Raw genomic sequence first — 15,156 nt, 5'->3', positions numbered from 1 at the left:
TCGAAAGAATAATTTTTTTCATTTCGCCCTCCTACTTCAGAACGACAAATTTGCCGACTTGAGTTTTTCCGGATTCATCCTCAACCGAGAAAAGATATATACCGCTTGCGATGAGCTGTATGTCTGAAGATATCAAATCCCAGTCATGGACGCTTGAAAACATATCCTCGTGAACGAGAGTTTTAACAAGTTCGCCGCTGAGTGTGTATATCCTTATTGTACATTTTTCCGGAAGATTTATGAAAGAAATCCTTCTCGAATGCTCTGTCCATCCTCTTCTCGAAGGATCTTCCCAGGGATGACCTGTCGTCGCCGACGAGTAGTCTATATCCCCCCTGTAAGGATTGGGAATCACCATCACTGGTTTTTCATCGTTCAGAGGTTGAGGAGCAGGTCCTGGGATAACTCTCTGAGTGTTGCTTCCTTTTGAGGTCTCAAGAGGAGCGACTCCTGTCTGAGGGTTCCCGAAATCAAAACATGTAACAGTGTAATAGACTGGACTGAGAATTGTGACGCCGGAATCGACGTATATATATCTGTATGTATTTTCGTATTGCCTTAAAGGAGAGAAGGAGGGATCGTGGGCGAGTTGGTATTTAAGTTGAAGGACTGTGTCCGCAAGGTCAGCATCGGGAGCTCTCAATGAATCTCTATCAAGCCAGAATCCGTAGGCAAACGCCGGGTCTGTCGGAACTCTCAGGGTGTCGGAATTTGGATCTGTGGGTATTGCGTGAATCCACCTGTAACCTCTGTCCCACTGTTTTAGCAGAGTCCAGCCGGCAATTTCTCTCTCGTTATTTGGATAACTGCGGTAAACCCTGTATCCCTGGAAATCTTCATAGTTAGGAGCGAATATATCTTTACCAACCTGCTCGTCCGGCAGCACGTTCCAGAGCGAATCCTGAGTTGTGTCTGTGGGAGTTTTGTTTCTTCTTCCCCACAAGATTGCGACATCGTTCGGCCTGGGGACTCCCGGAACAACCAACATCTCCGTGAAAGCCGGAGGAGGAGGTCCTGCGTAATCGGGTATTCCGTCTCCCGACCAGTCAATAGTGTCACCCGCGACGATAAGCGGGTAAGGCCAATGGAAAAACGGGTCGAGTGTGTCGCAGAAAATCGTGTCTCCAGAAATAATCGAAGGCCATCTGTCGTGAGTTACGACATGAGGACCGTTTTTTGTTTCTGTTATCACATTTGGGTTGTCATAGACATCGAGCGCCCATCTCGCGTTTACACCAAGATCAGTGAAATCATACCTTATAGGTGACCATGACAGCTCTCTTGGTACAATTGTGTCAGTGGCGTTAGGGTGCTGGCTCCAAAGAGGAGCGTTTGAGTATTTCTGGAAATCTTCTCCTCCGATATACGCGAATGTCACAGGAACGCTGTCTCCGGGCAGGAACATCGAGTCTGTAACGGGGACTCCATTTCTCAAAGCGGGGTATATCGGTCCGAAAGACAGAAGGTATCTCGTGTCATTGAAAAGCGTGTCACGGTTTTCGTATTTGATGTCCAACTGGTCCGGGTCGAAAGATCCGTTGCCGAGATAAAGCCATTTAAGAATGTCGGCCCGAGGGTCGTCGTAGCTCGGTGTTCCAGGCTGAGGATCACCAGGCGCAAGCTGCGAATTGACGAGTTTCATTATGATATCGAAAGTGTTGTCTGGGTAGCAAGGACCCCAGTCGAGAATTTGATCGTTTTGATTGCTGTACCACCAGTTGAAGGAGGTTGTAAGGTTTGGATGAGGTGTTCTTAAAACTCTGGTCCCTGTTACGTCTGGCGTGGGAACTCCCTGTGCTGTACCAGCCTGTGGAAATCCCAAAAGACCGGCATTGGCTATCCACGCGACGTTTATGCTGTCTTTTGGATTTTCAGGATTACCACCGTATTGAACGGGAATTGAAGGTATGAAACCGCAGACGTCGTCCTGAGCTTTGTCGTCGTATGCCGCTCCGACAGGACCGACATCGGCGTCAACATATAGTCCCAAGTAACACTGCTTAAGGTTTTTCCTACCTATGTTTTTAATCCAAAAATTTATTATTATGAAATCCTCGGCGTATTCATAAGACCAAGAAAAGGATTCCATTGTAACTTGAAGACCCAAAGGTTTGTGCCATGGACCCATGCTTGGAATTGAAGGGTCGGTATAAGTGTCGTAGTAAACTGACACAAAATCGAGCTCCGAAACCGCCAATGAATCATACACAGGTGACGTTGGAATCGTCGAACGCTGGTGTATAGAATCATCCGCTGTCGTTCCAGGATACATCTCGCCTTCATGAGCCCACCCGTCTACACCTACGCTGCAGAGGGTATCTCTGCCTGTGACGGCAGCTATCCAGAGAGCTCCCTGAAATAAATATTCCTGGTTTGAATAAGCGGGAAACATACAAGAGTATCCTACTATACCGTATTCACCGCCATTTCCGAAAAACCCGTAGTTTGTAAAACAAAGCCAAATGTTGCTTTGTTCCATCCCTCTGAATTGGGTATAGGGATTTGCCATAGCATTGTATTCATCCCTCATCTTTCCGTAAACGGATGAAGTCGTCAGTACGAGCAGAAGAGAAAAAAATATCAAAACAGGTCTCTTCACATCCACCTCCTTTAATTAGTCAACTTAAAATTAACTGGAAAAACTAATTTTACTCTTATGGGTCTGCCGGCGCTTTCTGCTGGTTTGAAAGTGCATCTGAGCCCGGCGTCAACGGCCGCGTCGTTGAAAAGGGGATTAGTCGAGTTTATCACGTCGGCTCTCGTAACTTTTCCGTCTATATCGACATAGAGCAAAAGGACGACAGTTCCTTCCAAATTCTGGTTTAGCGCAGCGGATGGGTATGCAGGTTCCTGAATATGAACAGGTCTCGGAGGTGTTTCGTAAACGCTGACGTATTCTGAAGATACTTCCCCCTGATCGTCTGGAAGAAGTTCCGTGGTATCAACTTCAAAAACGTCCGACGCGGCGCCCCCAATCAGCGTATCGCCTTCTGTCGACAAAATTATTTCGCCGCTCTGCTGTATTTCCTGCATGATATCCTGGGGCTGTTGTATCTGCTGCTGAATTTCTTCAATGGTCTGAAAATCGACTTGCAGATTTACTTCCTGCTGGATGTTTTCCGATTCCTTCCTCTCGGCAGGCTTGTATTCCGGTATATTGGGTTCCGGAATCGCTACGAGCGCGAGGAGATGAAACACCAGAGCGAGAATTACCCCTGTCCTTATAGGGACAGATGTGTCCATGCGTTTTCGATCCATGTCATCCCCCTTTTTGAGCTTCTCTCGCCCCATAGTTTATCTGAATGGCCTGAACTACGTTCCTTCCGCCCTGCCTCGCCTCCTGAAGAAGAGAATCCACAAATACATATGGCATGTCCCTTTCAATCTGCAAGCTGAAGACGAACTGCTTCCACTCTTCGTCGGTACCGGTCGTGCTCGCCCTGTATTCTTCGAGCTTCTGCCTGAGAACCCCGTCAACCTGATCCATCGGGAAAATCTGGTCGTTTATGGATACTATGGGAACCCTCTCGTTTGGGTTTCTCGAAGACCAGCCCAGATATATGTGGTGTATCCTTCTCTGTTCCAGTTTCACTGCGAGGTTCGACCCAGGAAGGGTGATGTCGAGACCTCTTTCCTGTCTGAAAACTGTTGTAACCATAAAAAATATAATAAGCAAAAAAGCGATGTCCGACATCGAAGCTGTCGGTATCCTCGCTTCAACTTTTTTTTCTTTTTCCACTCTCATAAAACCGCCTACCAGCCTGTTATCGGCCTGAGTTGAACGCTAATAAGCGCCGCGACCGTTTGTTTGTTGAACCAATCGGCTTCCGGAAGTTCTGGGTGTTCCAAATCGAGTTTGTCGGCGGCTTTCATAACTTCTTCGTAGACTTCGAGCATTCTCTCGTATGTCACTCCTTTTTCGACAAAAATCAGAGGAGCTTTCATCTTTCTCGATTCGATGGCGGTTGAGACCGAGTCGTAGACTGCACTTTGAAGGTCCGAAAACGGCACTTTGACGCCTCCGACTTTTACGCTGTCCCCGGCTACAAGAGTGTCTTCAGGCACTACGATGCTGAGAACGATGTTTTCCTGCGCTTCCTGGGTCTCTCCACTCGGAGGAAGTTTGGTCACAATGCCGGTGTCGCGCTGGAAATGCGTTGTGACGAGAAAGAAGACCAAGAGCAAGAACGCGATGTCTGACATGGAAGAAGTCGGTATTTCAGCTTCTCGCGATACTTTCTTCCTAAAAGCCATGTCATTCCTCTATTTCTTGCTCTAACACAGTCTCGACAAGTATTGATGTCGCCTCTTCGAATTTGCGGCTCAAAGAATTTATTCTTGAGCTGAACCATACATGAAACGCGCTTACAGGAAAAGCTATCATGAGTCCAGCCGCGGTTGTTATCAGAGCGACCCTTATTCCGTCAGCGACAATAGTCGGCTCGACTGTTCCAGCTTTTGCTATAGCCTCAAAAGCCATCATCATCCCTACGACAGTGCCCAAGAATCCGATTAGAGGAGCTATGTTCGCGACAGCCGCTAAAACGAGCATTCCCCTGTCGAGAAAAGAAAGGGTTTTTAGGGCTTCCATGTCCCTCGCCTCCTCCATCTCGTCTTTTCCGTAGCTCGCCTTTTCAAGTATGGCTGATGAAATTTTAGCTATGGGAAATGAATCAGATCTCGATTTCTTCAGAGCCGAGTCCACTCCATCTTTACCCTTTTTGGATTTGATGTCTTTGGTGAGTTTTTCGACATAATCAATCGGGTCCGGTCTGGTTTTGAAAAAAAGAAAAATAATCCTTTCGAACATGAAAAAAAGTCCAATAAGGGCGGAAACGAGGAGAAGATGCATCGCCCATCCGCCTTCTCTGTAAAACTGAATCACTCCCATCTGACTCACTCCTTATCTTTCAATTAAAAATGAACCCTTTAAGTTACACGGGGGAGATACAATCTCCCCCAATAAAAAGTTAAAATTCAGCGAAAAATCCTATCATTATTTGTCTTGGGTCTGTTAGGTTCAGAGGATCGGACTGGACTTCCGTCCCGTTTCCGTTCCAAGTCCCTGTGTCATCGTCGACGTCTATGACGTCTTTCTTGTTGAAGATATTGTCAACCTGAACCCTGAAGCCGTATCCCATAGGTCCGAATTTGAAGTTCTTTATAAAAGTCATGTTCCACTGAATATGGTACGGCATCCTCATGTAGTTTTCGCCCTTGAGAATGTCGTAATCCGGGTTGTCTGTGCTCGGGGAGTATGGGAAACCGCTCCCGTATAGGCATTCCACGGAAAACGACCACTTGTCTGGGACAAATCCGAACATCTTCTCCCCTTCGTCAGCGGCGAGAATAATGTTGCCTTTAACCGAATGCCTTTCATCCCAATCCAAGGGGTATGTCTTCAAAGGAATTTCCGCGGGGTCTGAAATAAGGTAGTTGTCATAAGCGTCCGAACCCTTGCCGTCAGCCCACTGAAGAGTATAGTTGACGCTAAACCCCCAGTAGTTTTTGACAGTTTTGTCGAAAGCGAAGTCAAAACCCCTGACGTTTCCGTAGTCGAGGTTCGTGAAAATCTGCCCGTCGAAAGGAGGCGTTCCGCCTGTCATAAGGCCTATGAGACCGCGAATATCTTTGAAGAAAGCCCTTATGGACATTTTGGTGGTGTTGGAGAAAGCGTGGTCGAGACCGATTTCGTATTGAACTGTCTTTTCCGCGTCAAGGTTTGGATTCGTGTAATTTTTTAAAGCTGATGTACCCTGCTGGTTTGCTCCGTATAGGTACTGAAGCTCTGGAAGCTGAATGAATCTGCCGTAAGAAAAATAAAGTTTGTCCTTGTCCGTTATTGGGAAGGCGATACCGAGCCTCGGGCTTATGTCAAACTTGTTTGTCGCCTCGAGAGTATCCCCGGAAAGCGGATCTGGATATTCTTCAAAGTCTTTTCCTGGCATCCACATATCAGCTCTAAGGCCGAGGTTGATTATCATACCTTCCGTTTCAAGTTTATCCTGTATGTAAAACGCCGCTCCAATTGGCGAAGCCTTCCAGCAGTCTCTGAAAACACCCTGGTCTGGATAAGGTTCCCAGGGCTTGGGCTGTATGGCGCCTGTATAGTACTGCCAAGTATAGGAAATTTCTCCCTGTTGAATTTTATAATATTCTATGCTTCCGCCGATTTTAAGCAGGTTTTCCCTGTTGACCTGCCAAGAGAAATCCCCGAGGACGGTCCACCTCTTGAGGTCCCTTCTCTGCCATCTTGCCCACTGGTCCCATTCGTTTTGGTTCAGAAACCTTATACCGAGGTAATTCGCCTGGTAAGGGAAATAATCTTCAGGGAAAGTACCGGGATAGAAGTAATCAGGATTGTGTCCATGGTCTCTCGCGTCCTGGTTGTGGAAAAAACCTACTTTAATGTTATAAAACGCTTTCGCAGAAATGGTGTGGTTCCAGCCAAGCGTCCATTGATACGCTATATCCTGATAAGCCAAAGCGTGATGAGCGTTGTATTTAAAACAATGCTGGTAAGGCAATCTCCACTGCCAAGTCTTGTTGAAAGAAAGAACAAGTTTTTTCGTGCTCGTCAAAAGGTAAGCGAGTTTTGCGTTCGACGTGAATTTATTGCTCTGCCTAAGGGAGAAAAGCTGTGTGGTCTCGCTGAGGTCGGACTGCAGGAGAAAATCTCCGGGGCTTACCCAGCCCCTGTAGTTGGTAGTGTCGGGGTCGAACCTATTTTTAAGAAAATTATAGTCTGACTGCAGTTCCGGGTATGGAATTCCTGTGTTTGAGAAATATCCCGAAGTCGAGACGAAAAACGTCAGGTATCCGGCTTCAGACCCTTCCTGCCCTCTTCCCAAAAGAGCTCTTGATATAGGTTCGGGCCCTCCGAAAGACAAATCGTATCTGTCTGTGTTGAAGCTGTAATCCCTGTTTGAACCCGCGAATTTATCTGTCGAGTAGGAAATCCTTCCGGAGTAGTTTGTCCTGCTTCCTTCTCTCGTAACTACGTTTACGACTCCGGATTGAGCCTGACCGTATTCGGCGTTGAACCCGCCGGCCATTATATTCATCTGCTGTACTGCGTTGGTAGCTATATCAATGGCGTAACTGCCGCCTACGAGGGGATCTTTTACCGACATTCCGTCGACCATGTACAAAATTTCTCCGCCTCTGCCTCCGCGCATGTGTATTTGCCCGCCCTGCTCGGTTGCGGCAGTCGAACGGGTCAAAGCTTCGGCGAAGTTTTCAAGTCCCAAAGCCTGCATGTCTTCCTGGTTGACGCTTATCTCCGTCGCGGTCACGTCAGCCGCTATCATCCTCGTCCCGTAAGTCGTCACTTCGATTCCGATTTCAAGGGCTTCAGAACGAAGTACCATCGCGCCAACGTCCGTTGTCCTGTCGACGTTGACAACGACCGAAGTCTTTTGAGCCGGGGTGAATCCTATCATCGCGGCTTGGACAATATAGGTTCCCGGTGGAATACCTATTATGTCGAATTCACCCTGAGCGTTTGTCAACCCTCCAAAGCTCGTGTTCAGCACCATGACCTGCGCGTATGGAACGGGATTGCCTCTTTCGTCGACAACCCTTCCGCGAATTTTTCCTGTCGTGCCCGCCACGAGCAGAGAAGCGATGAGGAACAAGCTTACAATCAAAACTACATTTTTAGCCCACCTGAGCATACCTACCTCCTCGATTTCCTGCCGTATGTTTTAAATTGCTTATCAAAACATTACCAATAATTATAGAAATTAACACAATGTTAGTCAATAATTAACTTTACCGATTAAATTAAAAATTAAACGACGCTTAAGCAAGGTTACACCAGTCGCATTTCACCTGTGAGACCATCTGTTGTACATCAAAGCCGAAAAAAAGGCGAATATACTTCCCAATACAACCGCCAGGGCTTCAAAAATCCCCATAAATCCCAGTGATCTCATCAATTCAACGGGATCCTCGACCGAACCTTTTTCGTAGACACCGAAAGAATGGAAAACGAGGGATACGAGCACGAACAACGCGGAAACAATCAAAAGGATCCAAAAAACAGGGTTTTTTTTCAACAACTTCAGCAGCCTTTTGAGAATTAATCCGTATATTACAAGGGCGGCTACGAGAAGTATTTCTCCCAGTATGAAAAATTGTTCAGCCAGAATTGTTTTAACCACGGTTCGTCACCTCCCCTGCTTTTTTCTTTTTTTACCTTTTATTACTTCGTAAAACCTGAGAGTTCCGATAAGGGTTATCACCGCCGACACCAGGAAAAGACCGTAACCTATATATCCTGTCAGCCCTACAAGTCTGTATTTACCTGCTGTTACAAGCAAAATCGCCTGTATTACAGCGTAGATCAGAATGCCTGAAGGAGCTGCGACAAGAAACTGCCACTCAGTGGTCTGCCTCAAGACTTTCTCGTAATTTCTCGCCGCCAATCCCAGCAAGACGAAAGCCAGCCAAAGAAACAAAGCGGACGCCACCAGTATCCACGTCTTTATGGTCCAGAGATTTTGAACATCCGGAGGAAGACCCTGGGCCGTTATCAAAAGTGAAACAAGATTCATTTATTGCGCCTCCCTTTCCGTATCTTTTATATTTTTGAGAATTTCTTCTTTCATGTCATTGGCAGTCGAGCCTCCTATCATCAGAGACGCTGCGTCATGCAATTTATCGATTAGAGTTACAATCTGTTCTTTGGTAAATGATTGGGCTCCCTTTAAACTCAGCCCCAAATCCGAGATTTCATTTTCGAATATAACAGTGCTGAAATCTTCGAGATATTTTTCAAGGAGGTTTTCTATTCTGTCCATCACTTCCGCCGCATATATAAATTTGACGACAGGAGGTGGAGGCTGTTCTATTTTGGGTTCAGAGGGTTTCTCCTTGACCTCGATTTCCGGTTCCCGTTGCATGGGTTCTTTCTCGAACTTTTCCGGTTCTTTTTCTTCAGGTTCTTCGGTAGGAGGTGCTTGAATCTCGGGCTGTTTTTGTTCTTCTGGTTGGGGTGGAGGTGTTTCGAGCATTTTTTTCAACGCCCCATCGAGCCTTCCGAGCTGGATGAGAGAAGAGATCGGCTCCTGCCAAACAACACCTATCGTATCGGATTCTTGTTTCATGAAAGCCACGGTGATGTTCACGCCGTGGAATATTATTTTTTGTATATCTTCTCCCTCGATGCTCGCAGCTGCTCCCTTGACTGATCCGCAAGCCCTCAAAAAAGCATTTTTGTCGAGATCGAGGTTCAACTCACCGGATTCTTTGCAGGATGAGTTGTCGCAACAGAAAACTTTCGATGCTGTCGTGGCTTCTCGCAGAATTTCAAGAGGTTCCACTGTCAATCCTTTTTCTTAGCCAGAAATCCCATCTTCTGGATGACATTGTGAACTTTGTTTTTAGCCGCATCCGGTCCGAGCTTTTCAATAGCAAGCCTGCAAAGAGAATCAATTAAATTTTTGGAGACTTCGTTTACCTCTTTTTCGTCAATCGCTTCAGCTCCAGGATTCAAGAAAAGGTTGTCTTCTTTTATTTCCAAAAAATTTACCAACACTTTTTGTCCTCTGAAGTCTTCGAGTTTTCTTTCCACTAAATCGAGCCAGGGTCTTACTTCGTTGTCTTGAGAAAACTCCTCTATAAGAAAATTTATCTGTTTTATTTTGCCTGCGGCAAGTCTCGCTTCCTTCGACATCACCGCTGGCGTGATTGTCTTTTGGACATCTGATAATTTTTCAGGTTTAAGATATTTCCCGGCGTTTATTGCGATTTCATCCGGGTCAGCTTCATCCTGGCATCGAATTCCAATAATGAAGTCTTCTTCGGTTACCAAAACCGTTTTGCCTCCGGAGGAGTCGACTACAGCGTATTTTAAATCTTCTATCCTCATGGTTTTTGAAACAGGAACACTCACGGAACCGATGAAAGCCGAAATATCGTAGAGGCTTGAATCAGTCTCTCCAAGTGTGAATAAAAGTTCGCCATCGAGAGATCCGAGAATTTCAACTGTTTTAATTCCGCCGGTCCTGAAAATATTTTCACCGATAATTCTCGCGCTTTCCGTAAGTTTGGACGCGTCGGCCATTTTTTATGAAATCCTCTTGGCTACTTGATCGTATTTTCTCTTGGCTATGATCCTGCCGTAGTCGTTTACAGCTTTTTCGAGAACAATAGAAATCAATTTCTGAATGAATTCGTTCAGAACAGCTCCGTTTTTCGGAGTTATGTTCTCCTGCTTTATCTGCAGGCTGTCGGCGTTCCAGACTAAAAAAGGTCCGAGTTTTGAATCGTCCGGATCGTATTTTCTGACCTGCTCTTTTAGAAAAGAAATCCACGCGGGGACTCCTACTCCTCCTTCTCCGAATTCTTTGACCAACTCGTTTAATTTCAAAAGGCTTGAACCGAGTTCTCTCATCGCCGCGGCGGGATCCAGGATAAAACTCTTTTCAAGGAGCCAAGTTATGCTCGAATATACTTCCAAAATGCCAATATTGGAATTTTCGATAATATTTCTGAGAGCGGTTTTCCCGTCCGTCATTACAAAAACCTTCCAGTCGCTTTTTCTGAGGATTACATCTTCTTCCGTAGAAAGCTTCGGGGCTCTCAATAAAACGGTCTCAAGAGGCGGAACTCTTTTCATAAGATCAGCGAGTTCTGCTCTTCTTCTTTCGGCTTCACTAATCACCTGCATCGATTCTTCCGCGATGGTCTCGGAAGCCGGGATCTCGTCCTGAACAAAATCTATTTTGCCTTCCTGAATCATCGCCAAATTGTAAAGAGCTTCCAGTCCTACCGCATCTTTGTTCACGGCATGTACTATTCTGCCGGATTTTATAAACACTTCACCTCTGTTGTTTTTTCCCTGAAGCTTCAGAGTTCCAGTTTTTTTGAAATGAGAGAGAAAAAATAGCAATTCACTGGGACTGGCATCAGCAACATTGCATTGAATAGACATTTTGCCTCCTTATGAACCTGAAGATGTAAATTATTTTATACAATGAAAAGACCATTAAATCAATGCAGTTTTTCTCCTAAAACTAAAATTGTTTCTCCTTTTCAACCCCCCCGTATTTGTCTAAAAGAGCCTTCTCAAGCTGTTTTTCACGGGTGGTCAAATCTCTCGTAAGAGAAGTTCCATCAAAAAGCGACGAGAGGGCGCAAAACATGTTTTGGGCGACCTGGTTCCACGAGGGCAGGGTGCCTTGAAGCTCTTCCAGAGAAACGTTTTTTGAACCAAGTATGTATTCTATTTCGAAGGGCAATTTTCGGAAAATCAGAGTTCCCTGCTGAAGCAGGTAACCCGCTTTTCTGTACTGGGCGCTCCCCAGCAGTTTTATGCTTCTGAATGTGATTTCATGCCTTCCTACCGCGTCAAAGCATGATACGGTGCTCTCTTCGCCTTCGTTCACCCGGGAAATTCGGGCTTCTACCCCCGAAGCTCTCAACCCCTGGACAAGCCGCTCCGAAACGACCATAAAACTTTCCGTGACCCTGCCTGAAAACATTTCTTTCACCGGTGCCACGAGACAATAAGTAACCTCGTTGGCGTGAGGAACGGCTCTACCTCCAGTCAGCCTTCTCACCGCCTTGACTCCCGTCTCGAGGCATTTCAGTGTAAATTCAGCTCCGAGTCTCTGGTTTCTGCCAACAGTCACGCTTGGTTCGGGCGTTGTGTAAAACCTAACAATTGCTTTGTCTGATCTCTCATTTTGAGCGCTTTCGAAAAGAGCCTCGTCTCTAGCCATGTGAACTTCTATCTTATCCGCTGAATCGGTTATCCGTTCGAGTTTCAAAAAGGAGCCCTCCCCACGGAAAATAAAAAGGCTACCCTGCCTGACAGATAAGTTGCCGCTGTGAAAATCATCCCGGAAAGGAGGACGCCAAGCACAAAAAACAAAACTACTTTGCCGCTTGTTTTCAAAGCGTTTAAAAAAGCGTTCTGGTTTTTGTCCGGAATAACGAAAAATAATAGAACCGAAAGAGAAGAAAACATCAGGGCGAGGGCTTGTAACATAAAGCCAGAACTGGGCGTGAATTGTGAAAATGCCATTGCTTGAGGTATGAAAAATCCTTGCATGATTCCTTCGAGTAAAAGCGCCGTCAGAATTCCCAGGAATACGCTCATTGGAAATTTTGAAATTTTCTTGAATTTTGGCACCTCCCCGACTACTATAGCCCCTCCGAGGACAAACCAAATATACCTCAGGGGTAATTCAGATGCGATCTCCAACTGAGGGGCGAAAAAGAATCTGATTGAAGCCCATCCCAAAAAAGAAAGGGTCAGGGCCTGGGCTAATAATTCAGCGGACCTGAAAAAAAATCCTTCACGCCAAAAATAGCTGAAAACCGCCAAAATCAGCAAAATCCCAATCGCGAATTCAACCATTTTCCGCCCTCGAAAAGAATTTTCTGAAGCCCGAAAACGCTATTTTGAATACTAGCAAGCTGGCAAACAAAACACAAAACCAAGACACCGATGATCTTCTCCGGTAAAAATCCCCCTCGCTCAAACCGGATATCGACTGCGAGGTCTCCGGCGCCTGACCGGAGGATATATATACCTGAGCTATAGGAAAATACGAAGAAGACGTATAATAGACGGCGTCCGGCCTGTTTCTCGCCCAGCCGAAAAACATCCAAAGGTGAAAGTTCTCTCCGGACGAAAATATAGCGTATTTTATCTTTTGACCTCTAAAAATAGGTTTTCCGATGACAAGTTCCGGGTCTCTGAAAATTTCTGCCGCGCTCGAAGGGAGCCCAGGTAAAAATCCAGCCCAACTCACACGGTCGTTGATTTCTCCCGATTTGTCCTGAAAATAAAAATTCTCATTGAAACACTCAAACCAGTAGGAAGTTCTCAAGTCTGTTGACATTACAGCCACTTCGTTTTCTTTCTCAAGGAGTTTTTCAATTACGTAAAAGCATACCGGCGCCATTTCATCCCACGTTTCGGGAGGAAAATCGAGTATAACGACAACTTTCCCCCTTTCCCTGTTTTCTGCGTAAATTTGTCTTTCCCGTTTGAAAGACCGGAAAGCAGGACATCCGACGGCAAATCCCACCATGGAAGACAACAGTAGGAACAAAGACAATAAAGCTGATTTTTCAGGGCGTATATTCATCTTTCCTCTTTTCTCTGCCGATGAGTACCCTTATCCTCTGTGCGAATACAAGGCAGAAAAACCCTATGAATAACCCTCTTATTCCTCCCGTAAAAAGTATTTCGAAAATTTCAGAAAGAATCCTGTCGAAAGAGATTCCCCTACCGGGATAAAATTCAAAGCGCAGGTTTCCAACAGGAAGACAAAGTGTCAAAAGAAAATAAGACGCGGTCATCAACGTCAGGATTGATTCCCATTTTTTAAGGTCAGCCGATTTCAGAACAGCTGTGCTAAAAGCGAGACCGGAAAGAGAGGCGAAACTCGTCCATAGAGGCATCGCCGCTGCTTTGAAAATAAATCTCGTAAAGGATTGCCCTGAAAAGTTTTCAAACGCAAAAAGGAGAAAAAAGACGAGCGCAGACATGAGAAAAGAAATACCTGAGACACCCTGTTTAAACCCTGCTCTGCGTCTTTTGAAATTTACTCCTACTACCCGGATTATTCCCGCTGTCAGCACAAAACCCGACAAAACCCTGAATCCGTATAGAATTTCTCTCTCAAGCGCCTCTGGAAAAGAACCTTTTACAGAGAAAAATAAGATCAGCACGATGACAGAAACTATTGATGAGATGATATTCATGGATATAACAAAAAACCCCTAAATGCTTCTCTTAAACCAAGCGTCGGATAAAGCCAATTCGTCCCCATCAAGACAAAACAAAGAAGAATATGAAATACAGCGATTAAGATTACAAAAACAGTCAACTGTAAATACCTTTTCACAACAGGCCTTGGGTCCAGCACCTCCGAAAAAGGCCCGGAAATTTTCTCAAGAGCCACTCCGGCGGAGACGACCGCCGGAAGATAGTCTATACCTGCTCTGATACCGGCTATTTCCGCGCCTTTCTGAAGCGCTGTTTTCAAGGGTTGAAACGTCCATATTCCTGGTTCTCCTGTGACGAGAACGACACCTGGTTTCCAGATTTCTATAAGCCGGCAAGCTTCGTCTGAATATGACACTCCGCCGGACCAAGTTCTTCTAATCCAAAGCGGGTTGAATTCATCCAACCTGCCCTCTTTCATTAAAATATCCATAAAAATGCCCTGAACGGCTTCTTGAAGATAACCCGGAGCGAGAACTTTGATTTCGCCTTTCGCGCAAAGAACTTTTCCGGCGATTCTCTTTAAATCCGTGAGGGTTCTCATCACTCCTTTCCTTGAAGAAGTGTCTTCATAGCTGATGATGACCATGACTGGTTTCCCTTTTTCTACGGACCATAATATACTGCCGTCAACGCTTTTTCCTTTAAAAAAATCAAGTGTCTTTTCCTTTGAAAAGAGAAAAATTCCAACCCCCAGCAAAACAGCTACAGCGACTGCAATTCTGTCAACCCGGAATATTGACTTTGAAGATTTGACGGGATTTGAAAAAGCCATTTCAGATAATCCGGTAGCCGATTTCGTCTGGACTCCGTAAACATATACAGTGCCGTTGACAGCTGTAGTATCCTTTAAAGTCAGATCCGACCACCTGTCGCAAAAACCGAGAAAATGCGTGTCGAGTGATTGCGGTTGAATCCTGAAAACCCTATAACCCCAGACGTTGTTTTCGCCTCCTGAAGAATCGGAAAGGCTTCTCGTCCATTCTACAATTACTGTTCCGCCAATGTCGTCCGGCACGTCGTAAGCTTTTACAGATTGAGGTGGTTCGGGATTTAGATAGGATAAAAAGACAAGGATCGCCGCTAAAATCATGCCTTTTCCGGCATTGAATGTTGGGGGTGAATAAATCCTGTCATTGATGAAATTCTACACATAAAAAGACAAATATCAATGAACAATTAACTCTAAAAGCAAAGATATCTGCGAATGAAAAAAGAATATCAACCGCGGATTATCAGTCGTGGTAAAAATTGTATTTGGTCTCAAAAGATTATAAAAAAGATACACACCACGAAGAGGGACGAGAGTGTAAATAAAACTGTGTAAATGGTTTTAGATCAAGCATCGAGTTTCAACCTTCCTTCAAACATAATCGAAAACTGAGAAAGAGTATACCCCCAATCACGTA

Annotated in this window: 16 protein-coding genes; all 16 read right to left on the bottom strand. The window is 45.4% G+C overall.

Annotated elements, in window-relative coordinates; genetic code table 11:
• Positions 1–31: 31 nt before the first annotated feature.
• The 16 genes from JXA84_04790 to JXA84_04715 all read right to left on the bottom strand — a co-directional run bounded on the left by JXA84_04790 (position 32) and on the right by JXA84_04715 (position 14,840).
• Positions 32–2,599: a T9SS type A sorting domain-containing protein gene (locus JXA84_04790; GenBank protein ID MBN1150522.1), complete on the bottom strand. Its 2,568-nt coding sequence runs from the start codon at positions 2,597–2,599 to the stop codon at positions 32–34.
• Positions 2,600–2,610: 11 nt separating this feature from the next.
• Complete coding sequence (locus JXA84_04785; GenBank protein ID MBN1150521.1) at positions 2,611–3,258, bottom strand: energy transducer TonB; 648 nt, start codon at positions 3,256–3,258, stop codon at positions 2,611–2,613.
• 1 nt (position 3,259) lies between these two features.
• Positions 3,260–3,745, bottom strand: coding sequence for a biopolymer transporter ExbD (locus tag JXA84_04780; protein ID MBN1150520.1), 486 nt, complete (start codon positions 3,743–3,745; stop codon positions 3,260–3,262).
• A gap of 8 nt (positions 3,746–3,753) precedes the next feature.
• Entirely contained in the window at positions 3,754–4,254 is a 501-nt protein-coding gene (locus JXA84_04775) for a biopolymer transporter ExbD (protein MBN1150519.1), read from the bottom strand.
• A gap of 1 nt (position 4,255) precedes the next feature.
• Positions 4,256–4,891 (bottom strand): MotA/TolQ/ExbB proton channel family protein, encoded by a 636-nt coding sequence (locus tag JXA84_04770; protein MBN1150518.1) that lies wholly within the window; start codon positions 4,889–4,891, stop codon positions 4,256–4,258.
• Positions 4,892–4,970: 79 nt separating this feature from the next.
• A complete protein-coding gene (locus JXA84_04765; protein MBN1150517.1) occupies positions 4,971–7,676 on the bottom strand; it encodes a TonB-dependent receptor in 2,706 nt (901 codons plus the stop codon).
• A gap of 153 nt (positions 7,677–7,829) precedes the next feature.
• Positions 7,830–8,165 (bottom strand): hypothetical protein, encoded by a 336-nt coding sequence (locus JXA84_04760; protein MBN1150516.1) that lies wholly within the window; start codon positions 8,163–8,165, stop codon positions 7,830–7,832.
• Between the two features lie 6 nt (positions 8,166–8,171).
• Entirely contained in the window at positions 8,172–8,558 is a 387-nt protein-coding gene (locus JXA84_04755; GenBank protein MBN1150515.1) for a hypothetical protein, read from the bottom strand.
• Positions 8,559–9,326, bottom strand: a complete 768-nt coding sequence (locus JXA84_04750; protein MBN1150514.1) for a hypothetical protein — start codon at positions 9,324–9,326, stop codon at positions 8,559–8,561.
• 2 nt (positions 9,327–9,328) lie between these two features.
• Positions 9,329–10,069, bottom strand: coding sequence for a hypothetical protein (locus JXA84_04745; protein MBN1150513.1), 741 nt, complete (start codon positions 10,067–10,069; stop codon positions 9,329–9,331).
• A 3-nt stretch (positions 10,070–10,072) separates the two neighbouring features.
• Complete coding sequence (locus tag JXA84_04740; protein MBN1150512.1) at positions 10,073–10,939, bottom strand: DUF4388 domain-containing protein; 867 nt, start codon at positions 10,937–10,939, stop codon at positions 10,073–10,075.
• A gap of 82 nt (positions 10,940–11,021) precedes the next feature.
• Positions 11,022–11,777 (bottom strand): hypothetical protein, encoded by a 756-nt coding sequence (locus JXA84_04735; GenBank protein ID MBN1150511.1) that lies wholly within the window; start codon positions 11,775–11,777, stop codon positions 11,022–11,024.
• The gene (locus JXA84_04730) at positions 11,774–12,370 is read right to left on the bottom strand and encodes a hypothetical protein (GenBank protein MBN1150510.1); all 597 of its coding nucleotides are present in this window, start codon (positions 12,368–12,370) and stop codon (positions 11,774–11,776) included. The genes JXA84_04735 and JXA84_04730 overlap by 4 nt, the downstream gene beginning before the upstream one ends.
• A complete protein-coding gene (locus JXA84_04725) occupies positions 12,363–13,106 on the bottom strand; it encodes a hypothetical protein (GenBank protein ID MBN1150509.1) in 744 nt (247 codons plus the stop codon). The genes JXA84_04730 and JXA84_04725 overlap by 8 nt, the downstream gene beginning before the upstream one ends.
• On the bottom strand, positions 13,090–13,725 hold the full coding sequence (locus JXA84_04720; protein MBN1150508.1) for a hypothetical protein: 636 nt from the start codon (positions 13,723–13,725) through the stop codon (positions 13,090–13,092). Before JXA84_04720 ends, JXA84_04725 begins: the two co-directional genes overlap by 17 nt.
• Entirely contained in the window at positions 13,722–14,840 is a 1,119-nt protein-coding gene (locus JXA84_04715; protein ID MBN1150507.1) for a hypothetical protein, read from the bottom strand. Before JXA84_04715 ends, JXA84_04720 begins: the two co-directional genes overlap by 4 nt.
• Between the last annotated feature and the right edge of the window lie 316 nt (positions 14,841–15,156).

The sequence above is a fragment of the candidate division WOR-3 bacterium genome (assembly GCA_016926475.1).
Classification (GTDB): domain Bacteria; phylum SDB-A; class SDB-A; order SDB-A; family SDB-A; genus JAFGIG01.
The sequence above is the reverse complement of the archived record's forward strand: the minus strand, read 5'-3'. Positions and strand labels throughout refer to the sequence as shown.

What these genes read in the sequence shown, in the direction of transcription:
- JXA84_04785 (MBN1150521.1), bottom strand. Translation starts at nt 3,258, where the DNA reads ATGGATCGAAAACGCATGGACACATCTGTCCCTATAAGGACAGGGGTA.
- JXA84_04780 (MBN1150520.1), bottom strand. Translation starts at nt 3,745, where the DNA reads ATGAGAGTGGAAAAAGAAAAAAAAGTTGAAGCGAGGATACCGACAGCT.
- JXA84_04775 (MBN1150519.1), bottom strand. Translation starts at nt 4,254, where the DNA reads ATGGCTTTTAGGAAGAAAGTATCGCGAGAAGCTGAAATACCGACTTCT.
- JXA84_04770 (MBN1150518.1), bottom strand. Translation starts at nt 4,891, where the DNA reads ATGGGAGTGATTCAGTTTTACAGAGAAGGCGGATGGGCGATGCATCTT.
- JXA84_04765 (MBN1150517.1), bottom strand. Translation starts at nt 7,676, where the DNA reads ATGCTCAGGTGGGCTAAAAATGTAGTTTTGATTGTAAGCTTGTTCCTC.
- JXA84_04755 (MBN1150515.1), bottom strand. Translation starts at nt 8,558, where the DNA reads ATGAATCTTGTTTCACTTTTGATAACGGCCCAGGGTCTTCCTCCGGAT.
- JXA84_04745 (MBN1150513.1), bottom strand. Translation starts at nt 10,069, where the DNA reads ATGGCCGACGCGTCCAAACTTACGGAAAGCGCGAGAATTATCGGTGAA.
- JXA84_04740 (MBN1150512.1), bottom strand. Translation starts at nt 10,939, where the DNA reads ATGTCTATTCAATGCAATGTTGCTGATGCCAGTCCCAGTGAATTGCTA.
- JXA84_04730 (MBN1150510.1), bottom strand. Translation starts at nt 12,370, where the DNA reads ATGGTTGAATTCGCGATTGGGATTTTGCTGATTTTGGCGGTTTTCAGC.
- JXA84_04725 (MBN1150509.1), bottom strand. Translation starts at nt 13,106, where the DNA reads ATGAATATACGCCCTGAAAAATCAGCTTTATTGTCTTTGTTCCTACTG.
- JXA84_04720 (MBN1150508.1), bottom strand. Translation starts at nt 13,725, where the DNA reads ATGAATATCATCTCATCAATAGTTTCTGTCATCGTGCTGATCTTATTT.
- JXA84_04715 (MBN1150507.1), bottom strand. Translation starts at nt 14,840, where the DNA reads ATGATTTTAGCGGCGATCCTTGTCTTTTTATCCTATCTAAATCCCGAA.